General features: G+C 72.3%; 22 protein-coding genes and 1 pseudogene. 11 read left to right on the forward strand and 12 right to left on the reverse strand.

Annotated elements, in window-relative coordinates; all coding sequences use genetic code 11:
- Positions 1–104 (forward strand): annotated as a pseudogene (locus tag N1031_RS15045) (Fe-Mn family superoxide dismutase); the annotation flags it as partial.
- Positions 105–211: 107 nt separating this feature from the next.
- On the opposite strand, the gene N1031_RS15050 reads toward N1031_RS15045, so the two are convergent.
- On the reverse strand, positions 212–1621 hold the full coding sequence (locus tag N1031_RS15050) for an amidohydrolase family protein (protein ID WP_259480529.1): 1410 nt from the start codon (positions 1619–1621) through the stop codon (positions 212–214).
- A gap of 102 nt (positions 1622–1723) precedes the next feature.
- Here N1031_RS15050 and N1031_RS15055 point away from each other — a divergent pair, with 102 nt between their 5' ends.
- From N1031_RS15055 to N1031_RS15070, 4 genes are all read left to right on the forward strand, one after another.
- Positions 1724–2389, forward strand: a complete 666-nt coding sequence (locus N1031_RS15055) for a histidine phosphatase family protein (protein ID WP_259480530.1) — start codon at positions 1724–1726, stop codon at positions 2387–2389.
- Entirely contained in the window at positions 2386–3573 is a 1188-nt protein-coding gene (locus N1031_RS15060) for an acyl-CoA dehydrogenase family protein (protein ID WP_259480531.1), read from the forward strand. Before N1031_RS15055 ends, N1031_RS15060 begins: the two co-directional genes overlap by 4 nt.
- A 77-nt stretch (positions 3574–3650) precedes the next feature.
- The gene (locus N1031_RS15065) at positions 3651–4085 is read left to right on the forward strand and encodes a pyridoxamine 5'-phosphate oxidase family protein (protein ID WP_259480532.1); all 435 of its coding nucleotides are present in this window, start codon (positions 3651–3653) and stop codon (positions 4083–4085) included.
- Between the two features lie 48 nt (positions 4086–4133).
- A complete protein-coding gene (locus N1031_RS15070) occupies positions 4134–5258 on the forward strand; it encodes a VIT1/CCC1 transporter family protein (RefSeq protein ID WP_259480533.1) in 1125 nt (374 codons plus the stop codon).
- 30 nt (positions 5259–5288) lie between these two features.
- Here the strand turns inward: N1031_RS15070 and N1031_RS15075 are convergent, their stop codons facing one another.
- On the reverse strand, positions 5289–5864 hold the full coding sequence (locus N1031_RS15075; RefSeq protein WP_259480534.1) for a 1,2-dihydroxy-3-keto-5-methylthiopentene dioxygenase: 576 nt from the start codon (positions 5862–5864) through the stop codon (positions 5289–5291).
- A gap of 165 nt (positions 5865–6029) precedes the next feature.
- Between N1031_RS15075 and N1031_RS15080 the strand changes: the two genes are divergently transcribed.
- The 5 genes from N1031_RS15080 to N1031_RS15100 all read left to right on the forward strand — a co-directional run bounded on the left by N1031_RS15080 (position 6030) and on the right by N1031_RS15100 (position 12134).
- Complete coding sequence (locus N1031_RS15080; protein WP_259480535.1) at positions 6030–7127, forward strand: substrate-binding domain-containing protein; 1098 nt, start codon at positions 6030–6032, stop codon at positions 7125–7127.
- A complete protein-coding gene (locus tag N1031_RS15085) occupies positions 7124–8809 on the forward strand; it encodes a sugar ABC transporter ATP-binding protein (protein WP_259480536.1) in 1686 nt (561 codons plus the stop codon). Before N1031_RS15080 ends, N1031_RS15085 begins: the two co-directional genes overlap by 4 nt.
- Entirely contained in the window at positions 8802–9920 is a 1119-nt protein-coding gene (locus N1031_RS15090; RefSeq protein ID WP_259480537.1) for an ABC transporter permease, read from the forward strand. Before N1031_RS15085 ends, N1031_RS15090 begins: the two co-directional genes overlap by 8 nt.
- A 2-nt stretch (positions 9921–9922) precedes the next feature.
- On the forward strand, positions 9923–11134 hold the full coding sequence (gene mtnK / locus N1031_RS15095) for an S-methyl-5-thioribose kinase (protein WP_259480538.1): 1212 nt from the start codon (positions 9923–9925) through the stop codon (positions 11132–11134).
- Between the two features lie 82 nt (positions 11135–11216).
- Complete coding sequence (locus tag N1031_RS15100) at positions 11217–12134, forward strand: aminodeoxychorismate lyase (RefSeq protein WP_259480539.1); 918 nt, start codon at positions 11217–11219, stop codon at positions 12132–12134.
- Positions 12135–12156: 22 nt separating this feature from the next.
- Here N1031_RS15100 and mtnB read toward each other — a convergent pair whose 3' ends face one another.
- The 4 genes from mtnB to N1031_RS15120 are packed head-to-tail and all read right to left on the reverse strand — an operon-like array spanning position 12157 to position 16047.
- Positions 12157–12912, reverse strand: coding sequence for a methylthioribulose 1-phosphate dehydratase (mtnB, locus tag N1031_RS15105; protein WP_259480540.1), 756 nt, complete (start codon positions 12910–12912; stop codon positions 12157–12159).
- On the reverse strand, positions 12909–13652 hold the full coding sequence (mtnC, locus tag N1031_RS15110) for an acireductone synthase (RefSeq protein WP_259480541.1): 744 nt from the start codon (positions 13650–13652) through the stop codon (positions 12909–12911). Before mtnC ends, mtnB begins: the two co-directional genes overlap by 4 nt.
- Positions 13649–15001, reverse strand: coding sequence for a phosphotransferase (locus tag N1031_RS15115; RefSeq protein WP_259480542.1), 1353 nt, complete (start codon positions 14999–15001; stop codon positions 13649–13651). Before N1031_RS15115 ends, mtnC begins: the two co-directional genes overlap by 4 nt.
- Positions 14998–16047, reverse strand: coding sequence for a translation initiation factor eIF-2B alpha/beta/delta subunit family protein (locus N1031_RS15120; protein WP_259480543.1), 1050 nt, complete (start codon positions 16045–16047; stop codon positions 14998–15000). Before N1031_RS15120 ends, N1031_RS15115 begins: the two co-directional genes overlap by 4 nt.
- 60 nt (positions 16048–16107) lie before the next feature.
- Here N1031_RS15120 and N1031_RS15125 point away from each other — a divergent pair, with 60 nt between their 5' ends.
- On the forward strand, positions 16108–16797 hold the full coding sequence (locus N1031_RS15125) for a DUF2510 domain-containing protein (RefSeq protein ID WP_259480544.1): 690 nt from the start codon (positions 16108–16110) through the stop codon (positions 16795–16797).
- Here the strand turns inward: N1031_RS15125 and N1031_RS15130 are convergent.
- The 6 genes from N1031_RS15130 to N1031_RS15155 all read right to left on the reverse strand — a co-directional run bounded on the left by N1031_RS15130 (position 16788) and on the right by N1031_RS15155 (position 22598).
- On the reverse strand, positions 16788–17480 hold the full coding sequence (locus N1031_RS15130; RefSeq protein WP_259480545.1) for an HAD family hydrolase: 693 nt from the start codon (positions 17478–17480) through the stop codon (positions 16788–16790). The genes N1031_RS15125 and N1031_RS15130 overlap by 10 nt on opposite strands.
- 172 nt (positions 17481–17652) lie before the next feature.
- Positions 17653–18564: an endo alpha-1,4 polygalactosaminidase gene (locus N1031_RS15135; RefSeq protein WP_259480546.1), complete on the reverse strand. Its 912-nt coding sequence runs from the start codon at positions 18562–18564 to the stop codon at positions 17653–17655.
- 62 nt (positions 18565–18626) lie between these two features.
- A complete protein-coding gene (locus N1031_RS15140; RefSeq protein WP_259480547.1) occupies positions 18627–19376 on the reverse strand; it encodes a response regulator in 750 nt (249 codons plus the stop codon).
- Positions 19373–20824 (reverse strand): sensor histidine kinase, encoded by a 1452-nt coding sequence (locus N1031_RS15145; protein ID WP_259480549.1) that lies wholly within the window; start codon positions 20822–20824, stop codon positions 19373–19375. Before N1031_RS15145 ends, N1031_RS15140 begins: the two co-directional genes overlap by 4 nt.
- The gene (locus N1031_RS15150) at positions 20767–21630 is read right to left on the reverse strand and encodes an ABC-2 transporter permease (protein ID WP_259480551.1); all 864 of its coding nucleotides are present in this window, start codon (positions 21628–21630) and stop codon (positions 20767–20769) included. Before N1031_RS15150 ends, N1031_RS15145 begins: the two co-directional genes overlap by 58 nt.
- On the reverse strand, positions 21627–22598 hold the full coding sequence (locus tag N1031_RS15155) for an ABC transporter ATP-binding protein (RefSeq protein ID WP_259480717.1): 972 nt from the start codon (positions 22596–22598) through the stop codon (positions 21627–21629). Before N1031_RS15155 ends, N1031_RS15150 begins: the two co-directional genes overlap by 4 nt.
- Between the last annotated feature and the right edge of the window lie 167 nt (positions 22599–22765).

Here is a 22765-nt window from a genome sequence, read left to right on the forward strand (position 1 = left end):
GCGCCGACTACATCAAGGCCGTCTGGAACATCGCCAACTGGTCCAACGTCGCTTCGCGGCTCGAGGCCGCCCGCACCAAGACCGCGGGGCTCATCACCCTCTGAGTCGTGCCCGGCACGCTCGAGTGAGCGCGAATGGCCGCTTCCCCGTGTGGGAGGCGGCCATTCGCGTCTACTTGGCCGACGGATGCGCGGGGACGGGCGACGGGGCGCTACCAGGCGAGGCGCTCGCGGCTGCGCTCCTCGGAGCGTGCGGCCACCTCGCGCACGCGCGCGTGCAGCTCGCGCGAGGCCTCGGCGGCCAGCGGATGCGCAGACACGCCCTCGCTCGACACCAGCTCGCCGCCCACGAACACCTTCTTGAGGTTCCGCAGCCCGCAGGCGAAGGCGTAGTGGGCGTAGACGTCCCACACGGGCCCGGTGTCGGGCGCCGACGGGTCGACCAGCAGCAGGTCGGCGAACTTACCCACCTCGAGCGACCCCACCCGCTCGGCCACGTGGGCCCCGAGCGCCTCGGCGGAGCCCAGGGTGTGCATCCGGATCATCTCGCGCGGCATCACGACCGCGGCGTCCTTGTTCACCGCACGCTGTGTATATGCTCCGATGCGCATGTTCTGGAAGGGGTCGGCGACGTCGGTGCAGCTCTGGTCGTCGAGACCGACGCCGATGGGCATGCCGAGCTCGCGGTAGAGCGGGATGTCGGCGACTCCGGAACCGAGGCGGCCGTTGGAGGTGGGCTGCCACACCATGCCCGCCCCCTTCTCGGCTGCGGTGCGCGCCATGTACTCGTCGGGGTGCACGAAGTGACCGAACAGGAACCCGGGACGCAGCGCCCCCGCCTCCTCGTACCACTGGAACTTCTCGCGCTGCTGTTCCAGCGCCTCGCTGGTCTCGAGGAAGTGCGCCTGGTTGCCGATGCCGTGCGCGTCCATCGCCGTCACCTCGTCGCGCGCGGCCTGCGCGGTGGCCGACCACTGCACGGCGCCGAACACCGAGGCGCCAAGGTCGAGCTCGGCAGGCACCTCGGACTTGAGGTGCGCGATGGCCCGGTCGAACACCTCGAAGGCCTCGGCCGCGGGCTGGAATTCGGTGTCGACGCGGATGGCGTTCATGGTGCGGATGCCCGCGTCGCGCGCGGCATCGAGCTGTCGGGTGAGATATGCCTCGGGGCGAATGGAGTAGATCTCGCGCGTGTCGGTGTCGGGGTCGTACTTACCGACCACCCGCGAGTCGGTGAAGTTGTAGACGCTGGTGACGCCGTTGCCGAGGAAGTCGAGGCAGCCGTGCAGGGTGAACCAGTAGATGTCGTCGACGTCGGCGCCGGCGATGAAGGTGCTCTGCTCGCCGACCCAGCCGTAGAGCGGCTCGCCCGGGGTCATGCCGCGCATACCCCCGGTGAAGATGTGACTGTGCGCCGAGATGAAGCCGGGTGCGACGAAGGCCCCCGCGGCGTCGATCACCTCGGCGCCGTCGGCCTTCGCCTCGGCCAGCACCTCTGCCGGCGGCTCGCCCGCTTCGAGCGCGGCGACGGTGCCGTCGTCGGCGACGGAGAGCCAGCCGCGGAACCAGTCGGTCCCGTCGGCCATCGGGATGATCACGGCGTCGGTGAGGAGGAGCTTCATGGTCGCATTCTGACTCCTCCACATTGCGGTCAGGTTTCGCCACTGTCCACAGGATGCTCGCCGCACGACAGGCGGGCGTGTCGTGGCCGATAGCCTGAAGGCATGACCCAGAGCACCTCCGCACATCCCGCGAGCCCCAGCCTGGTGCTCGTGCGTCACGGCGAGACCGAGTGGAGCCTCGGCGGGCGCCACACCGGCCGCACCGACGTTCCGCTCACCGCGGTGGGCGAGTCGCAGGCCCGGGCGGCGGGGCGCGTGCTGGAGGGCCGCTCGTTCGGTCTCGTACTGTCGAGTCCGCGCCGTCGCGCGGTCGACACGGCGATGCTGGCGGGGTTCGGTGAGGAACTGGAGGTCGACGGCGACCTCGCGGAGTGGGACTACGGGGCCTACGAGGGTCTCACCAGCGCCGAGATCTCGGAGCGGTTCGGCGAGGAGTGGAACCTCTGGGTGAACGGGGTCGAGATCGACGCCGAGGGCCGGGGCGAAGAGGCGGCCGATCTGCTGCGGCGCGACCTCGCCGTCATCCACCGGGCCCAGGCCGTGCTGGAGAAAGGGGAAGACGTGCTGGTGTTCTCGCACGGGCACTTCCTGCGCACCCTCGCCGCCACCTGGGTGGGCCTGCCGGTCTCCGGCGGAGAGTACCTGGCGCTCGACACCGCGAGCATCAGCGTGCTGGGCTTCGAGCACTCGTGCCACGTGGTGCGCAGCTGGAACCGCACGCCCTGGGCGGAATCGGTGGCCGCCGGGTCGCCGGAGGCCGGTCGATGAAGACGCTCACCTCTCCCGCCGAGGCCGTGTCGGCTCTCGACGCGCTGGCGCAGGAGTTCGCCGCCGTCGCGGCGGAGCGCGACCACGAGGGCACCGCGCCGTTCGCCGAGGTGGAGCGGTTGCGGGCGACCGGCCTGCTGCCCGCCTTGGTGCCCGTATCGCTCGGCGGGGGCGGGCTCGACTGGATGACGGTGTTCCGCGCGCTCCGGCCCGTCATCCGGGCCGACGCTGGTCTCGGGCACGTCTTCGCCTACCACTTCGTGAACTCGTGGCGCCTGCAGCTCAACGAGAACGAGGCGGCCATCGAGGGACTGCAGCGCGAGCTGGCCGAGAAGCACCTGTTCTGGGGCGGAGCGGGCAACCCGCGCGACGCCGGCCTGCAGCTCACCCCCGCCGAGGGCGGTTTCACCGTCTCGGGGCGCAAGTTCTTCGCCACGGGCGCACAGGTCTCCGACCGCATCACCGCGAGCGCCACGCGCACCGACACCGGCGAGAAGCTCGCCGTCATCATCGACGCCACCCAGCCCTCCGTGGTGCACCACGACGACTGGGAGAGCATCGGCCAGAGGCTCTCGGCCTCAGGATCGGTGTCGTTCGAGTCGGCGTTCGTGCCCGAGCGCTACGTGCTCGGCTACGGCGGGCAGTCCGGCGACCGCTACCGGCCGTTCGCGTCGCTGTCGATCCTGTTCTTCCAGGCCGCGCTCAACCACCTGCACGTGGGGCTCGCCGAGGGGGCGCTCGCCGCCGCGACCGAGTACGTACGTACCACCACGAAGCCGTGGTCGACGAGCGGTGTCGAGCGCGCCGTCGACGACCCGTTCATCCGGGAGCTGATCGGCGACCTCACCTCGGCGACCCGAGCATCCGACGCCCTCACCTGGCACTCGACCGAGCTCTTGGCCGCAGCGGCCGAGCGGGGCTGGGAGCTCACCGACGACGAACGCGGCGAGGTGGCGGTCGAGATCGCCGCGGCCAAGGTGGTCACCACGAAGACGACGCTCGAGGTCACCTCGCGCCTGTTCGAGCTGACGGGCGCGCGTGCCACGGGCGAGAAGTACGGGTTCGACCGGTTCTGGCGCAACGCCCGCACCATCACGCTGCACGACCCGGTGGCCTACAAGGCGCAGGAGGTGGGCGACCACGCCCTGACCGGCACGCATCCCGAGCCGTCGGGGTACAGCTAGCGGCACTCGTCCGAGGCGCACAGGCGGCGGATGCGCGCCGCGGAGCGTAGGGTGCTCGGCAACCCGAGGAGGCTGCGATGTCGAACTTGTTCCCCGACGACGAGGTGCGCGAGAAGGCGCTGCACATGCTCGAGCACGACCTGATCGCCTGGATCGTGACGGTCGGTGCAGACGGCGCACCGCACGCGGTGCCGGTGTGGTTCTTCTGGCACGACGGCCGGGTGTACGTGTTCAGCGAACCGTCGACGGCCAAGGTGCGGCACGTGCGTGCGGGTTCACCCGTCGTGATCCACCTGCAGGCCGGGGGCCGCTTCGGAGACGACGTGGTGGTGCTGCGAGGCTCGGCCGAGATCGCGGAGCAGTCGGCCGCGAGCGTGCTCGCACCCTTCCGGAGCGCCTACGCCGACAAGTACCGCGAGGCGATCGCCGACTACGGCATGCCGCTCGAGCAGATCGAGGCCACGTTCAGCGCCGCGATCATGTTCACGCCGGTGTCGGCCCTCGCCTGGTGAGGCGGGCCGCGCCCCGCTCGCGCTGCCCCTCCGGCTAGCATGAGCAGCATGGCGGAGCCCACACCCGCGCAGTTGCGCCGCTGGCGCCAGTACCTCGCCGACGAACGGGCGGAGGCGGCGGTGTACCGCGAGCTCGCCCATCGGCGCACGGGCACCGAGAGGGAGATCCTCGAGGCCCTGGCCGAGGCCGAGGGGCGGCACGAGAGCCACTGGCTGCGACTGCTCGGGGACCAGGTCGGCGAACCCCGCCGGGCCGACGCGCGCACCAGGATGCTCGCGGTGCTGGCACGTCGATTCGGTTCGGTGTTCGTGCTCGCGCTGATGCAGCGCGCCGAGGCGCGATCCCCCTATGAAGACGACGCCGACGCCACCGACGCCATGGCGGCCGACGAGCGCATCCACGGCGAGGTGGTGCGAGGGCTGGCCGCCCGCGGCCGGAGTCGCCTCTCCGGTACCTTCCGCGCGGCCGTCTTCGGTGCCAACGACGGCCTCGTGTCGAACCTCGCTCTCGTACTCGGCATCGGCGCCACGGGGGTTCCGAGCACGGTCGTGCTGGCCACGGGCGTCGCGGGCCTCCTGGCCGGTGCGCTGTCGATGGGTGCCGGGGAGTTCGTGTCGGTGCGGTCGCAGCGCGAGTTGCTCGCCGCCTCCACGCCCGACCTCGACGCCGCCCGGGCCGTGCCGCGACTCGACGTCGACGCCAACGAGCTCGCTCTCGTCTATCGCGCACGCGGTCTGAGCGAGGAGGAGGCGGAGGCTCGGGCCCGCGACGTGTTCGGCGGCCTCACGACCGCGACCTCGGCCATCCGCATCCCGCGCGCGGGCGACGCGGGGATCACCGCACCCGACCTCGGCCCTGCCGGAACCGCAGGCACCGACGACGACCACGAGGAGATCGGCACAGCCTGGCAGGCCGCGCTGTCGTCGTTCTGCTTCTTCGCCTCGGGCGCGGTCATCCCGGTGCTGCCCTACCTGTTCGGCCTCAGCGGGTGGCCCGCCGTCGCGATCGCCGCCGGCCTCGTGGGCCTGGCGCTGCTCGCGACCGGCGCGATCGTGGGCCTGCTCTCAGGAGGGCCGCCTCTGCGCCGTGCCCTCCGCCAGCTCGCGATCGGCTACGGCGCGGCTGCGGTCACCTACCTGCTCGGCCTGCTCTTCGGCGCGACCCTGGGCTGACGCGCGGCGCCGGGCGCGAGAGCGTCGTGGCTACGCCGAGACGGAGGCCAGCTCGTCGTAGGTGGCGAACTTGGCGGCCACGTCGCTGCCGGTGAAGTGCCCCACCCAGCCGTCGTCGTCGTGGAAGAAGCGCACCGACACGTAGTCGGGGTTCGTGCCCATGTCGAACCAGTGCGTGGTGTCCTTCGGCACGGAGAGCACGTCGCCGGGCTCGCAGAACACCGCGTGCACCTTGTCGTCGGCGTGCAGGTAGAACACGCCGGAGCCGCGGGCGAAGAAGCGGTCCTCGTCGTCGTCGTGCTGGTGCTCGTTGAGGAACTTCTGGCGGGCCTGGGCGGCGAGCTCGCGGTACTCGTCGGTGTCGGCGCGGGTGATGGAGACCGCGTCGACCAGGGTGTAGCCGTGCTCGCGGTTGACCTCGGCGATCTCGTCGGCGTAAGCGGCGAGCACCTCCTCCTGCGACGGCTCGGCCGAGAGCTCCTTGAGCTCCCAGCGGCTGAAGCGGGCGTTCAGGCCCGCGAGCACGTCGCGGATGGTGTCGAAGTCTCGTGTCTGCAGCACGGGCGTCGAGGGGTCGGTGTCGTTCCACACGGTCAGCAGGGTCATGCATCCATGCTAGACCTCTCCTCCTGCACAGCCGGGCCCGAGACCGCAGAAAGTAACAGACGGAAACACGATTCGGCCGCCGACGCGCCCACACGGTTGAATCGAACCGCAATCACAGCCCTCCGGCCCTCGGGCCGGTCCCCGAACATCCCGAAGGAGCCTTCAATGGCCATCACCCGCACCGGTGCAGTCCTCACGGCGCTCGTCGCCGTGAGCGTGCTGGGCCTCAGCGCCTGCTCGCAGTCGAGCGGCACCACCGAGTCCACCACCGCCGCCACCTCCGCCCCCACGGCCTCCGCCGCCCTCCCCGCGCCGTTCGACGGCGACCCGTTGAAGGTCGCGCTCGTCCGTCAGAGCGGCGCCGGAGACTACTTCGAGGCGTGGGGCGCCGGCGCCCAGGCCCAGGCCGCGTTCGCCAACATCGACCTGCAGGTGACGGATGCGCGCAACGACAACGCGAAGCACGCCAGCGACCTCGAGCAGGCCATCGCCTCCAAGCCCGACGCCATCATCGTCGACCACGGCCAGACCGACACCCTGCAGCCCCTCATCACCGAGGCGGTCGACGCGGGCATCCCCATCATCGTCTACGACCTCGCGCTGACCGACTCCGAGGGCGTCATCACCTCGAGCCAGTCCGACGAGTCGATGGCCTCGGGCGTGCTCGACCAGCTCATCGACGACGTCGGAGACGGCGCGAAGGTCGGCTACGTCTCGGCCGAGGGCTTCGCCGCACTGGACCGCCGCGCGGTCGTCTGGAACGACTACGTGGCCGAGCACAACCTCGACGTGCTGTTCTCTACCGGCAAGGTCAGCGAGTCCACCGCCACCGACAACATCCCGCTCGTCGACGCCGCCCTCAAGCAGAACCCCGACGTGCAAGCGATCTTCGCCCCGTACGATGAGATCACGAAGGGCACGGTGCAGGCCGTCATCCAGAACAACCTGCAAGACAAGGTGAAGGTGTACGGAATCGACATCTCGAACGCCGACATCGAGGTCATGACCGCCGACGGCAGCCCCTGGGTCGCCACCTCGGCCACCGACCCCGCCGCCGTCGGTGCTGGTGTCGTGCGCGCCCTCGCACTCAGCCTCGCCGGCGAGCTCGACGAGACCGACGTGCAGTTCCCCGCCAAGACCATCACGCAGCAGTTCCTGGCCGACAACTCGGTCACGAATGTCACCGAGCTCCGCGCGGCCGAGCCGTCGCTCGAGCTCTCCGACACCCTCGTCACGGATTGGCTGCCCGCGGTCTCCGAATGACGCTCAGCACTCCCGCTCCGATCGAGGGGCACGACGCCACCGTCGTGTCCCTCGTCGGCGTCTCGGTCGCCTACGGTTCCAACGTGGTGCTCACCGGGGTGAACCTCGACTTCGGCCCCGGCGAGATCACGGCGCTTCTCGGGGCGAACGGGGCGGGCAAGTCCACACTCATCAAGGCGCTCTCCGGCGCCAACCCGAGATACAGCGGCGAGATCACAGTGGGGGGCGAGGTCGCCCAGCTCGGCTCACCCGTGCAGGCGCGGCAGCTCGGCATCTCGGCGGTGCACCAGAAGGTGGCCGACGGCATCGTGCCCGGCCTCTCGGTGGCCGAGAACCTCACCCTCGACGACCTGGCCCGGGCCTCCCGCCGCCCCTTCCGCACCGCCCGCTCCTCCCTCGCCGAGGCGCGCAGCGCCCTGGCGGCGCTCGGACTCGACTGGCCCGACTCGGTACTCACGCGCGACGCGGCCGACCTCGCCATCTCCGACGCCCAGCTGCTCGTGCTCGCCAGGGCCCTGCGCAGCACGCCCCGGCTGCTCATCCTCGACGAGCCCACCTCCGCCCTCACGGCGGCCGAGGCGGAGCGACTGTTCGACGTGCTCCGCGCACTCCGCGCCTCCGGCCTCTCCATCGTCTACGTGTCCCACCGCTTCGGTGAGATCGAAGCCCTCGCCGACCGGGTCGTCGTGCTCCGTGACGGTATCGTGCAGAGCGACTCCGCACGGCCCTTCGAGTGGCACGGCATCCTGCACGACATGCTCGGCCGGGCCACCGACGTCGACCACGACCGCGGCGGCACCCGCCGCGGAACCGAGACGGTCGCCCGTCTCGACGGCGTCGGGCTGCTGCCCGAGTCGGGCCCGATCGACCTCGAGATCCGCGCCGGCGAGGTGCTCGGTGTGCTCGGGCTCATCGGCGCGGGCAAGACCGAGATCGCCGAGGCGCTGGCGGGGCTTGCGCCGCTCCGGTCGGGCTCGCTCGCCCTCGGCGGCGGCACCTACTCCCCCAAGCGCCCCGGCGACGCGATCGGTTCGGGCGTCGTGCTCGTGCCCGAAGACCGCCAGCGTCAAGCGCTCCTGCCCGGCTGGTCGCTCGAGCAGAACGTGAGCCTGCCGTTCCTCAAGCGATCCAGCCGCGGCGGTCTGCTCAGCCGCACTCTCGAGCGGCGCAGCGCCGAAGACGTGATCGAGAGCCTGTCGGTGGTCACCGACGGCCCCGACGCGTCGATCGACGATCTCTCGGGCGGCAACCAGCAGAAGGTCGTCGTGGGGCGCTGGCTCTCGGCAGGCCCGCGACTCGCCCTGCTCGACGAACCGTTCCGCGGGGTCGACATCGCAGCCCGGCGTGAGATCGGCGCCCGGCTGTCCACCCTCGTCGCCGACGGTGCCGCCGCCGTCGTGCTCTCCAGCGACGTCGACGAGATCTTCGAGGTCGCCGACCGCATCGTCGTGCTCGTGGCCGGTGAGGTCGAACTCGATCGCTACGCCGACGAGGTCGACCGCTCCGAGGTCATCTCCGCCTTCCTCGGCCGCGACCATGCCGCAGCCCCCGTCGCTCCCGTCGCCTCCGCCGCCCCCGAGGTCACGGCTCCCACGGCCGCACCACAGCGCGCCGCGGCGGCCACCCCCACCGCGGCCCCCGACACCCCAGAGCCCTCCCCCGAAAGGCCCTCGAATGCCTAGCCCCCGCGCCACCGCTCCCGGCGCCCCCACCCCCGCAGCCGGCGACACCACGGCCGGCACCACCGCGGCCCGCGTCTCGGCCACCCGCCGCTCCACCGGCGAGCGCGCGGCCGCGTTCGTCGTGAAATGGGGCTTCGTGGCGGTCACCGCCGCCCTCATCCTGTTCTTCCTCATCACCGAGCCGAACTTCCGCACCGTCGACAACGTCTTCGGCATGCTGAAGTACATCGCCCCCACCGCCATCGCGGGTCTCGGCGTGATGCTCGCGATGACCGTCGGAGGCATCGACCTGTCGGTCGGCGCCTCGGCCGGGTTCGCCGTGTCGATCGCGGCGTGGACCATGGTGATCGGCAACCAGGTGGGCGGCGTGGCCGTGTCGGTGGTGCTGGTGTGCGGCCTGCTCATCGGGGCGCTGAACGCGTTCCTCATCGTGGTGGCGCGCATCCCCGACCTTCTGGCCACGCTGACGACCATGTTCGTGATCGTGGGCCTCAAGCTCATCATCGTCGACGGCAAGTCGATCTCGTCGCAGATGACGCTCTCGAACGGCACCACCGCGCCGGGCAAGTTCACCGCCGACTTCCTCTGGCTCGACCGCGGCTCGATCGGCCCGGTGCCGGTGCCGGTCATCCTCTTCCTCGTCATCACCGTGGTGCTCTGGTTCCTGCTCGAGCGCACCCGCTGGGGCCGGGCCCTGTTCGCCGTGGGCGCCAACCCCGAGGCGGCTCGGCTGGCGGGCATCCGCGTGCAGTGGTACCGCACCCTGGCCTACATGGGCTGCGGCCTGCTCGCCTCGATCGCCGGCCTGCTCCTGGCCGCCCGCATCGGCCAGGGCGACGTGAGCGCCGGCAACTCGCTGCTGCTCGACGCGGTCGCCGTGGCGCTCGTCGGCGTCTCGGTGCTCGGCATCGGCCGGCCGAACGCCTGGGGCACCGCGCTCGGCGCCGTGCTCATCGCCGTGATGGTGACCGGGTTCACCATGCTGGGCCTGCCCTACTACGCGCAAGACTTCGGCAAGGGCGTGGTGCTGCTCGTCGCCCTCCTGTTCAGCTTCACCTTCTCGCGGCGACGCACGGTCGTCACCGCCGGATCGACCACCTCGGCGTCGTGACCATGAGCGACAGCCAGCTCTCCGCGGAGTCGATCGCGGCCTACCTCGTCACCCGTCCCGCGCTGGCCGGGCGCATCGACGCCGCGCGCATCCGCTCGGTGCGTGAGGTGGGCGACGGCAACCTCAACCTCGTGTTCATCGTCACCGACGAGAGCGGTGCGTCGCTCGTGCTCAAGCAGTCGCTTCCGCACGTGCGCACCGACCCCTCGTGGCCTATGACCCGCGAGCGGTCAACCCGCGAGGCCACCGTCCTCGGCCGGCACGTGGTCGCCGACCCCGAGCACGTGCCCGCTTTCTTCGACTTCGACGCCTCGAACTACGTGCTCGCCATCGAAGACCTCTCCGACCACCGGGTGTGGCGGAGCGAGCTCAACGAGGGGCGCGTGCACGCGTACGCCGCCGAGGAGCTCGGCCGCTACGTCGCCCGTGCAGCGTTCGCCACCTCGCCGCTAGGGCTCGACCCGCTCGAGCACAAGGCACTCGTCGCGAGGGCCGTCAACCCCGAGCTGGCGCAGATCACCGAAGACCTCGTGTTCACCGAGCCCTACATCGAGCACGAGCACAACCGTGTGCTGCCCGAGAACGAGGCGGATGTGGCGGCGCTGCGCAGCGACGCCCCGCTGGTGCGCGAGATGGGGCTGGCGAAGTGGCGGTTCATGACCACCGCGCAGTCGCTGATCCACGGCGATCTGCACACGGGGTCGGTGTTCGTGCGGGCGGCGGCTCCGGATGCTGCGGCCTCCGTGCGCGCATTCGACAGCGAGTTCGGGTTCGTGGGGCCGACGGGGTTCGACCTCGGTGCTGTCTGGGCGAACCTCGTCATCGCTGCCGCCCGGGCGCTCGCCCTGGGAGAGGCATCGCGCGCCGAAGAGATCACGGCGCTGCCGGGGCGGCTGTGGGAGGCGTTCGAGAGCGAGTACCGAGCGCTCTGGCCCACGCGCCTCGACCCGCGGGTGTGGGGCGACGAGGTGCTCGAACGGCTGCTCGCCGAGGTGCGCGACGACGCCGCGGTGTTCGCGGCCGCGAAGGCGATCCGGCGCATCGTCGGGTTCGCCAAGGCGTCGGACATCGAGTCGCTTCCGCCCGAGCTGAGGGTCGGGGCGGCGCGCGGCGTGCTGCGGGCGGGCCGCGTGCTCGCCCTCACCCGCCACGGCATCCCGAGCGTCGACGCCCTCTCGGCCGAGGCACTCGCCGCCCTGCGCTCCGCCCACTGAACGCGGCGCGTGTGGGCGATGGGCACGCGGCGAGGGGGCAGGATGGAGACGCGGCGCGCCAGCGACGCAGCGGGAGGTTCTGATGGTGCTGGGTGACGGCGACGTGGTCGTGTTCCTCGAAGCGGGTCGCGCGGCGGTCTCACGAGCCCGCGAGACGCAGGCACCGGCCCACGGCGAACCCGTCCCGCTGACCGAGGCGGCCGTGAACGTGGCCGATCTGGCGCTCACCCGCGGCGACGGGGTGTTCGAGTCGATCGCCGTGATCGACGGACGCTTCATCGCCCTGGACGAGCATCTCGACCGCCTGGCCCACTCCGCCGCCCTGCTCGACCTCCCGGAGCCCGACACCGCGGCGTTCGAGGCGGCGGCCCGCGCCGGTGTCGCCGCGCATCCCGCAGCCCGTTCCTCCGCGCCGGACACGGAGCTGCTCGTGAAGCTGCTCTACAGCCGCGGCATCGAGGGTGCCGACACTCCCACGGGCTGGGTGCAGGTGCTCACCGGCCCCGACCACAGCCGCGCCCGCGAGCACGGCATCGCCGTCGTCACGCTCGACCGCGGCTACCGCCACGACGTCGCCCGCACCTCGCCGTGGCTGCTGCAGGGCGCCAAGACCCTCTCGTACGCCGTGAACAAGGCGGCCCTGCGCGAGGCCGAGCGCCGCGACGCCGACGACGTCATCTTCGTCAGCAGCGACGGCATCGTGCTCGAGGGCCCCACGTCGAGCGTGATCGTGCGCCACGGCGAGCTGTTCCGCACCCCGCGCAGCGACCTCGGCATCCTCGCCGGCACCACGCAGGCGGCCGTGTTCCGCACCCTCGCCGGGCTCGGGTTCGAGACCGCGGACGCGGTGCTCACCGAGGCCGAGCTCGGCACAGCCGACGCCATCTGGCTGTGTTCGAGCGGCCGCCTCGTCGCACCCGTGCGCCGGCTCGACGGAGAAGCCGTGCCGGTCGACGCCGAGCTCACCTCCACCCTGCTGCGGGGCGCCTTCGGGGTCTGAGACGGAACCGAAGGCCCGCCGATCAGCGCGTCGCGAGCGCGATCTGCAGCAGCGCCTCGGTGAGCTCCAGGTGCCACCGCGCCTGCTTCAGGTCGGCCCCCCACGCGTAGATGCCGTGGCTCGCCACGATGAGCGCAGGCACCTCACGCCGCGACTCGGTGGCCGGCACGTACACCCGCTCGAAGTCGTCGCCGAGCACCCTCATGTCCTGGTGGTTCTGCACCACCGGGATGACCACCCGCTCACCGTGGGCGGAGTGCCCGATGCCCTTCAGCATCTCGAGGTCGTGCAGCACGACACCCTCCGGCCACGCGAACCCGGCCCGCACCGCGGCGAGCGCGTGCACGTGGATGACCGCGCCCGCGCCCGTCACGGCGGCGATCCGCGCGTGCAGCCCGGCCTCGGCCGATGGCCGGGTGGGCAGCCCGAGCCGCTCGGTCGGCCCCGCACCGGAAGCGCCCGACACGCCGGAGCCCGACGTCGCCTCCCCGCCGAACTCGGCGTCGGGCACCCACGCCCCCTCGCCGTCGACCAGCACCACGGCGTCGGCGGTGAGCTCGCCCTTGTCGAACCCGGATGCGGTGACCGCGAGCCGGAGCGGGTCACGCCCCAGCGTGACCGACAGGTTCCCGGCCGTGCCGGGCATCCAGCCGAGCCCCGCGAATCGGGCGGACTCAGCGGCCAGAGCCGCCCCGGCGGCCGTGATGACCGCATCCGTCAGCTCTCCGCCCGCGAACACGTCCCCGTGGGCCGCGCGGGGGTCGTCGATGGCCCTCACGGCGCCACCATCTCCACGTCGTCGAACGAGGCCACCACGGGCACGCCACCGAAGTCGGCCTCGAAGAACGGCTCGCCCGCACGCGAGAACGCCACGACCTGCCAGCCCGCCTCGACGGCGGCCGCCACCTCGCCGGGGTTGTCGGTGAAGAACGCGAGCTCAGAGGCGGCGACGCCCAGCGCGCTCGCGATGGCGTCGTACGAGGCGCGCTCCTTCTTCGAACCCGCCTTGACCGTGTCGAAGTAGTCGGTGATGAGCCCCGTGAGGTCGCCGTCGGGCGAGTGCCTGAACCACGGCACCTGCGAAGCCACCGAGCCCGACGAGAACACCGCGAGCCCCACGCCCTGCTCGTGCCAGCGACGGAGCTTCGGGATGACGTCGTCGAAGAAGTGCGACGAGATCTCGTCGCGCGCGAAGCCCTCCGCCCAGATCTGGCCCTGGATGGTCTTGAGCGGCGTCGCCTTCACGTCGCGCTCCATCCACTCGTGAAGCACGGCGACGACCGCGTCGGTGGTGGCGTCGCCCGGCAGCGAGGCGTCGCGCAGCACCTGACGGCGCGCCTCGGCGATGGCGGGATCGTCGGCGTGCCCGTCGATCCACGCGGCGAGGCGCGGACGGGCGTAGTCGTAGAGGTCGCCCAGGATGAACCCGGCGGCACTGGTGGTGCCCTCGAGGTCGACCACGAGGTAGGTCGCGGTGACGACGAGCGGGTCGGGGGTGGGGGCGGGGTGGTCGGTCACGGGCGCTCCTCGGGGGCGGCGGATGGTGCGGTCGGGGTGGTGGGCGTGGCGCCGGATGCGCGGGGCGCGGTGTCGTCGCCGTCGGCAGCGGATGCGCGGGGCGCGGGCTCGGAAGCGGATACGCCGGCATCCCGCGCGAAGTCGTGCCGCACCGCGGCACCGGTGAGGATGTGCGCGCGCGCCACGTCGAACAGCCGCACCGAGGCGGCGGCTCGGGCCGGCTCGGGCAGGGTCTCGATGTCGGCGGCGTGCGAGAACCCGGCGGCGCGGCGCATCCCCTCCACACCGGCGAAGCGCCAGGCGTCGGCGACGATGCCGTCGAGTGTGCCCGGGTCGTTCCAGGCGCGGGCGAACGCGTCGAGCGAGGCCGCCACGGCCGAGTACCGCTCCGCCGCGAGCTCCGGCCGCCCGAGGGCGTCGGCGGCGAGCGCGGCGATCTCGAGGTTCGCCCAGAACAGCCCCAGGTCCATGCCGATCGGGCCGACGAAGCTGAACTCGGGGTCGAACACCTTCACGGCCTGCTCGCCGTCGCGCCGCCCCACCATCACCGAACCGCTGTGCAGATCGCCGTGCAGCAGCGCCTCGGCGCGGCCCTCGAACGCCTCGCGCACGCCCGCGACCGCGGCGCGCACCTCGTCGTCGCGGTACAGCTCGCGCACGCGCTCCTTGAGCGCGGGGTGCCAGCGGTTGTGCTCGTGCTCACGGTAGGGCTCGTCGAGCACCACGTCGACGGTGAGCGCGCACAGCTCCGGGTTCGCCGAGACGGCGACGAGCGCCGCGTGCGCCTCGTCACCCAGGGTCGTCCGCCGGGTCGCCGCGGCCAGCTCGCCCACGAAACGGCCCACCACCTGCCCCAGCGCGACGTGGTCGACCCCGGCGGCCTCGTCCGCACCGGCCGCGGCATCCACACCCGCACTGACCGCAGCATCCGCATCCGCACCGGCCGCCAGCTCCGCCACCAGCACATCCCGCAGCACCGCCAGATCGGAGAGGTCCTCCATCGCCAGCACGTGCCGCTCCGCGTCGAAGTCGAGGATGCGCGGGATGCTCTCCGGCACCCGCTCCGCCAGCCGCTCGTAGGTGCGCGCCTCGCTCACGATGCGATCGGGATCGACCGGCCACTCCGGCCCCACCACCTGCACCCAGGGCGGCGCCTGCTTCACGGCGAGCGACCCGAGCGGCCCGCCGGCGAGGAACACGCGGTTCATGTTGCCCGCCGTCACCTCGCGCACCTCGACCTCGGAGGTGGCGGCGGCCACGAGCGGCAGCAGCCCGCGCAGCACGAGGTACTCCACCACGTCGGCGCGTCCCTCGAGCAACGGGTAGGGGCTCTGCGCCGTCACCGTCATGCGCGTGCCTCCGCCTCGAAGTAGTCGCGCACGCGCTCGGGCTCGAAGGCGCCGCGGTCGGTGACGACGCGGGTGACGAAGCGCGGCGGCGTCACGTCGAACGCCGGGTACCAGGCCTCGGTGACGAGTCCGGATGCGGTGCGCCGGCCGAGCGTGGACAGCACCTCTGCAGGGTCGCGCTGCTCCACCACGATGTCGGCGGCGGTGGGCGCATTCACGTCAGGCGCCTGCACCAGGGCGTGGAAGGGGACCCCGAAGGCCGAAGCCGCCACGGCGAGGCCGAGCGTGCCCACCTTGTTCACCACGCTGCCGTCGAGCGAGACCCGGTCGGCAGCCGTGACGAGCGCGTCGATGCGCCCGAGCGTCGACCCCGGCGCGAGGGCGGCCGCCCCCATGCCGTCGGTGATGAGCGTGACCCGTTCGCCGAACTCCGCCAGGGTGTGTGCGGTGAGCCGGGCGCCCTGCAGGTACGGCCTGGTCTCGGTGGCGACCCACTCGAAGCGCTTGCCATCGGCCCGGGCGGCGCGCACGAGCTCGATGAGGTAGGTGTCCATCCAGCAGTGGGTGAGCAGGCGCGCGCCGTCGGGCAGCAGGTCGACGGTCGCCTCGCCGAGCAGTCGGCTGCGCCGGCGGTACAGGTCGGCGCCCGAGCGGGCGGCGTCGACCGCGAGCTCGACGAGTTCGGGGGTGGAGGCGGCGGGCTCGATGGCGCGCAGCACCCGCTCGACCGCTTCGCGGGGATGGGCATTCGTGGGGCGGGCCGAGGCGAGAGCGGAGCCGGCCACGCGCATCCGCTCGGCCGCGTCGGCCACGGGGAGGCCGGCCACCTGGAGCGCCGTGATCTCGAGCCCGGCGTAGGCCGCGAACAGCGGGCCGGAGCTCTGCGTGACCATCGCGGTGATGGCCGCGGCCACCTCCTCGGCGTCGTGGGCCCGCACCCATTCGACCTTCTCGGGGAACACCCGTCGGTCGAGGACGAGCACGGTCTGCCCGTCGACCCGCACCGAGTCGTCGAGCACCGGCCTGGCTTCGGATGCTGTGGTCATGTGGTTCCTGTCGTGTCCCCCCACGAGGATACCGGGCCGGGGCGACCCTATGCTGGTGCCATGAGCGATGCGTCCGGCCCGGCCCAGGTTCCCGCGGGATGGTACCCCGACCCCTCGGGCCAGGCCGCCCGCCGCTGGTGGGACGGCACCCGCTGGACGGAGCACACCGACGCCCCCGCTGCGCCGGCCCCCGCCGCACCGGCAGCCCCCGCCTACCCGGCCTACGCCGCCCAGGCGCCGCTCTCCGTCGCACCGGGCACGCCCGTCTACGGCCCCTTCATCTGGATCGTCACCCTCCTCCCCCTGGTGTCGTTCCTGCTCGCCCCGCTCTCGCTGATCGAGTTCGACCGCGTGCTCGCCGCCTCGTTCGCCGACCCCTACGGCACGCCCTTCGGCGGTTACGCCGGCTACACCCCGGCCGGGCTCCTCGCCCAGGGCATCGTGACGGTGCTCGGCTGGGCCATCTACGCGGCGGGAGTCGTGTTCGCCTTCCTCGACCACCGCTGGCTCACCCGTCTCGGCTACCCGCGCCCGTTCCACTGGGCCTGGGCGTTCCTCGGCTCGGTGTACCCGATCGGCCGCTCCGTCGTGGTGCGCCGCCGGGCCGGCCGAGGCATCGCTCCGATGTGGGTCACCATCGCCCTGCTCGCGGTCGGGGTCATCGCGACGATCGTGTTCACGGTCGTGATCGTGTCGATCGCGTTCCAGACGGTGACCGTCTACGGCGGTAGCTACTCCAGCTACAGCTGATCGACCGGGCCCGGTCCCACGATGGCTCGCAGCTCGCCCAGGTGCTCGATCACGTGCACGGCACCCGCCGCCCGGAGCGCCTCGGCACTGAGGTGGTCGCCCGCGACGCCGACCGGGGTGTAACCCGCCGCCGAGGCGCAGCGCATGTCGTCGAGCGAATCGCCCACGAAATAGGCCGACGCACGTTGCGGCCGATGGCGCACGAGCACGGCGTACTTGTCGGCCACCCCCGCATCGACCGAGTTCCACACCGCGGGCACCGCGAGCGACCGCTGGTCGAAGCGCACCGCCGCCGGCGAGACGGCCGACACCACACCCAGCCAGGCCCCCGACCGGCTGAGACCGCCGAGGCAGTCCGCCGCTCCGGGTCGAAGCCGGGCCCGGATGCTCTCCAGCGCATCCGACCACTCCTCCTCGGCCGGGCCGAGATCGGCCTCGGCCACGCCGAGCCGGGCGAACAGCTCCGACAGTGGCAGCCGGAACCTCAGCGAGAACTCCGCTTCGCCGAGCATCGGCAGTCCCCGGTTCGCGAGCACCGCGTTGAGCGCCGCCCTGGCCCGGTCGGCATCGAGCACGACGGTGCCGTTCCAGTCGAACAGCACCATGCACTCGGCGAGCGCCGTGCGCTCGGCGGCCAGCACCGCGGCGTGCCCGTGTCGCGCTGCTGCGCTGCCGTGATCCATCTGTCTCGCCCCCGTGTCACCCGGGCTGCGCGGCACGGCGGCCCCAGGGTTGTGACCAATCCTCGGCGCAGTCGGCGACAGGGGACGGTCTCGGCACTCAAAGGTCGGGTGAACGGAGGGTGAAGACCTGTCGACGGCTCACCGGGTGCGGATGCGGCATCCGGCCCCCGGCTCAGCAGCTCTCGTACACGTGGCCCTCGGCGCCGGCCGGCGCGAGGTCGCGGTCGCGGAGGATGGCGTGCGGCGGGGTCGCCGGGTCGGCGCACACCTCGGCGAAGTCACCGTCGAGGTCTTCGACGTACTCGATGTCGAGCACCCGGTCTCCGTAGACGTCGGTGTAGGCGGCGCACTCGTCGTAGAGCGCGCACTGCTCCGAGACGGCGAAGTCGAAGCCGATCTCGCTCGCGCCCCGCTCGCCGAGCTCGGGCGTGTTCTTCTGCCCCGCGGCGAGACCCGACACGTGGGCCTGGTCGACCAGGAGACGCGCGAAGGCCACGGCGGAGTCGAGGTCGAGCGCCCCGCCCGAGCGGGTGTACGAGTCGAGGTTGTCGAATTCCACCGCCGAGAACCCCGCCTCGGCGCACCCGCGGATGGTCTCGGCCTGGATCGCCGCGATGGCCTGGCGGTTCGCCTCGCTCGAGATGTCGAGGATGCGCTCGTCGGGCCAGCCGGGGTCGAACACCTCGTCACCGGAGTCGTCGTGCAGCACCAGCTCCTCGGGCCAGTCGGCACCGGGCTGGGTCTGGAACCCGTTGACGTAGCAGATCGAGTACAGCCCGGCCTCGGGAACGTCGGTGCTGTCGCGCGCCACGATCCCCACGCCGTCCGCGGGCGGATAGCCCCCGCCGAGCTGGTAGTCGAAGCGCTCGCCCGTGGGCAGCGGCGTCACCCCGCCGATCACGACGCCGCGGGGTGTCTTCGTGGCGGGCACGGTGGGTTCGGCCGTGGCGGATGCGGAGGAGGTGCCTGTCGCGACCGGTTCGCCGTCGCCCACCTCGCCCCGCTCGCCCGCGCATCCGGTGAGGGCGGCAGCGAGCACGAGCACGGCGAGTCCTGCGGTCGCCGTCTTCGTCGCCGTACGCATGGGGCGATACTAACTGCCCAACCGGAGAAGCGCCGGGGACCGGGATGCGCGGAGCCGGCCGCTCACCCGGCCAGTCCCGCCGAGTACGCGAAGATGACGGCGTGCACGCGATCGCGCAGCTCGAGCTTCATGAGCACCCGGCCGACGTGGGTCTTCACCGTGGACTCCGACAGGAACAGCCGCGTGGCGATCTCGGTGTTGCTGAGACCCTCGCCGATGGCGACCAGCACCTCGCGCTCGCGCTCGGTGAGCGACGCCAGGCGGGCGGCGGCCGTCGGGTCGAGAGCCGCCGTGCCTCCGGCCGGGGCAGCGGATGCGACCGGCTGCGTAGCGACGGCGGTGATCGCTCCGGCCGGTGCACCTCCCGGCAGCTGAGGCCCGAAGAGCTCGAGCAGCTTGCGCGTCACCCGCGGCGACACCGCCGCGTCGCCCGAGGCCACCGCCCGGATGGCGGCCACGAGCTCGGCCGGCTGCGCGTCTTTGAGCAGAAACCCGCTGGCCCCCGCCTGGAGCCCAGCGAAGGCGTACTCGTCGAGGTCGAAGGTGGTGAGGATGAGGATGCGGCTCGCCGGGTGCGCCGCCACGATGCTGCGGGTGGCCGCGATGCCGTCGAGCCCGGGCATCCGCACGTCCATCAGCACCACGTCGGGGTGCAGCCGTTCCACCGCGGCGATCGCCTCCCAGCCGTCGGCCGCCTCGCCGGCCACCTCGATGCCGGCCTGGGCCTCGAGCACCATGCGCATGCCCATCCTGATGAGGCTCTGATCGTCGACGAGCAGCACCCGGATGGAGGCGGGGGTGTGGTCTGTCATGCGCTGGTCTCCTCGCTGTCGTGGGCACCGGGCAGCTCGGCGCGCACCGTCCAGCCCCGCCCGCCGGCGGGCCCGGCCGTCACCGTGCCACCGAGGGTCGCGACCCGTTCGCGCATCCCGACCAGGCCGCGCCCGCTGCCCGCGGAGCCGGCACCGCGGGCCGGATCGACTCCGTCGTCGGCCACCTCGATCGTCACACCCGCCGCAGCGAACCCGATCGTCACGTCGACTCGCGTCACCTGCACGGCGTAGCGCAGGGCGTTGGTGAGCGCCTCCTGCACCACGCGGTAGACGGTGAGCTGCAGCAGGGCGTCGCCGCGCGGCTCGCCCGTGACCGTGAAGCGCACCGGCAGGCCGGCCGCGCGGTACGACTGCACGAGCTCGCCGAGGTCGTCGAGCCGGGGCTGCGGGGCCAGACCCTCGGCCGATGCGGTCCGCGCATCCGCGGCGCCCGGTCCGCCCGTGCCACCCGCATCCGCACCGCCTTCACCGGTGCCCGAGCCCGGCTCGGTCAGCACGCCCAGCGAGCGCCGCATGTCGGCGAGGGCCCGTCGTGCCGTCACGGCGGTCTGCCGCACCGCCTCGCGCGCCGTCTCGGGGTTGCGCTCGATGCTCGCCTCGGCGCCGTCGGAGAGGGCGACGATGACGGTGAGGCTGTGCGCCACGATGTCGTGCATCTCGCGGGCGATGCGCGTGCGCTCGGCCGAGGCCGCGAGCTGGGCGCGCTGGTCACGCTCGCGGGCGAGCTGCGCCGCGCGGTCGAGGAGCGCCGTGATGTAGCGCCGGCGGTTGCCGAAGGTGATGCCCACCAGGGTGGCGATGACGAGCAGCAGGCCGTTGAGCAGACCGTAGCCCACGATCGTGGCCAGGTCGGTGGGCACCTGCAGCACCAGCGAGACGATGCCGACGCCGGTGGCGACGGCGGTCCAGATCCAGGCCGAGCGGGTGGAGCGGTAGACGGCGAGCGCATAGAGCGCGATCATCATCGGCAGGCCGGCGATCTGCTGCGCGGTCGTGCTCGAGGCGAACAGGGCGATGACGCAGATGGCGGCCGTGACGCTCGGCACGTGGCGGCGGAAGAGCATGCCGACGGTCACCGCGGCGGCGAGATAGAGCAGCACCAGCCCGAAGTAGGGCGAGGAGCGGATCGCCTCGCCCCCGAACGGCGAGTCGCCGAAGGCGCTCCTGGCCAGCGTGACGAGCGCGTACACGAGCATCGGCAGGCCGATCCCCGCGGCGATGAACCCGTCGAGCAGCCACGGGTGCCGGTTGAAGAAGCTCCGGATGAACCCCGGCGGCTTCGGCAGGCGCAGGTCGTCGGCGCCGGCGGGCTGTGCCGCCGGCGCCGACGTGGCGCTGCTGGGGCCCGTCAGGGGGCCGGGGGTGGTGGTCAGGCGTCTCTCCGGGTGAGCAGGATGGCCGCGGGTGCGGCGAGCACCGCGATCCACCCGAGCATAACGAGCACCGCCTGCCACGGCTCGAACACGTCTCCGCCGAAGAACAGCGACTGGCCCACGCTGCCCGGCAGCCACTGCCCGAGTACCGTCGCCCACTCGGCCGAGATGAACTGCAGCACCGTCGGCACCACCAGCAGCAGGCCGACGGCCGCTCCGATGCCCGCGGCGGTGTGCCGCAGCAGCGCCCCGATGAAGAAGGCGATGAGGCCGATGAGCGCCAGGTAGCCCGCACCGCCCACGAGCCGTGCCCACACGTCGGGGTCGGTGAGGTCGGAGGTGTACCCGCGGTCGTCGAGCAGCGGCCAGGTGACGGCGTAGGCTGCGGCCACCGCGATGAGGCCGAGCACGAAGCTCGTGACCCCGAACACGATCGCCTTCGCCCAGAGCACCGGCAGGCGCTTGGGCACGGCCGTGAGGCTCGAGCGGATCTGCCCGGTGCCGTATTCGCCGGTGATGACGAGCACGCCGAGCACCGAGATCACGAGCTGGCCGAGCAGGATGCCGAGGGACGAGGCCATGACGGCCGTCTGCGCGACCGCGTCGGCTGCGCCCGCATCCGCCCCCTGCTGCAGCGGGCCACCCTCCGGGGCGGCATCCATGGTGAGCACGAAGATGACGCCCATCCCGACCTGCAGCAGCACGAGCACGATCCAGGCCCAGATCGTCGAGCGGAGGGTGATGAGCTTGATCCACTCGCTGCGGAGCACCCCGGTGAAGCGGAGTCGGGCCGGCGGCAGCGGGCGGTGGGAGGCCCTCGCCGGCGCGGGCGAGGGGGCGGCGAAGGTGGAGGCGCTCATCGGGCCACCGCCTCGAGACCGGCGTCGGCACCGGTGGCGCCGGCCGCACCGGCCGCGGCACCGGGGTCGACTGTGGTGCGGTACTCCACCTCGTCGCGCGTGAGGTTCATGTAGGCGTCTTCGAGCGAGCCCTGCACGGTCGTGAGCTCGTGCAACGCCACCCCGAGGCCGAGGGCCGCGTCGCCGATGGCGTCGGCCGTGAGACCGCGCACCTCGATGAGGCCGGGGTCGACCTCGGTGACCGTCACGTCGGCCTGCCCGAGCCGGCGCGCCAGCTCGGCGGCGCGAGGGCTGCGCACCCGCACGAAGGTCTGCGTCGAGGCCACGATGTCGGCCACGCTGGCGTCGGCGATCACCCGCCCCTTGCCGATCACGATGATGTGGTCGGCTGTGAGCGCCATCTCGCTCATGAGGTGGCTCGAGAGCAGCACGGTGCGGCCCTCGGCGGCCAGCTGCCGCACGAAGCCGCGCACCCACAGCACGCCCTCGGGGTCGAGGCCATTGACCGGCTCGTCGAGGATGAGCGTGGCCGGGTCGCCGAGCAGGGCCGCCGCGAGCCCGAGCCGCTGGCCCATGCCGAGCGAGAACCCGCCCACCCGCTTGCCCGCCACCGCGTGCAGGCCGGTGAGGTCGATCACCTCGTCGACGCGGCGGTTCGGGATGCCGTGGGTCGCCGCGATCGCCCGCAGATGGTTGCGGGCACTCCGGCCGGTGTGCACGGCTTTCGCCTCGAGCAGTGCACCCACCTCGTGGAGCGGCGAGCGGTGCTGCGCGTAGGGCAGCCCGTTGACGGTCACCCGCCCCGAGGTCGGGCGGTCCAGGCCCATGATCATGCGCATGGTCGTCGACTTGCCCGCCCCGTTCGGGCCGAGGAAGCCGGTCACCTGCCCGGGCCTCACCGCGAAGCTGACGTCGTGCACCGCCGTCTTCGCCCCGTATCGCTTGGTCAGTGCTGTGGCTTCGATCATCGCCCGCGTCCCCGCATCCTTCGTTCTCGCATCCGTGTGCTCGGTGTCGCAGGATGCGCGTTGCATCCCACACCTCGAAGCTACGGATGCGCGGAGCCACGCCCATCCGACGCCGGTGCCGAATTCGCATGGCCACCCGCGGTCTTCGTGATACCTGAGTACCACCG

This window comes from Herbiconiux moechotypicola (assembly GCF_024979255.1).
In the GTDB taxonomy this organism is placed as follows: domain Bacteria; phylum Actinomycetota; class Actinomycetes; order Actinomycetales; family Microbacteriaceae; genus Herbiconiux; species Herbiconiux moechotypicola.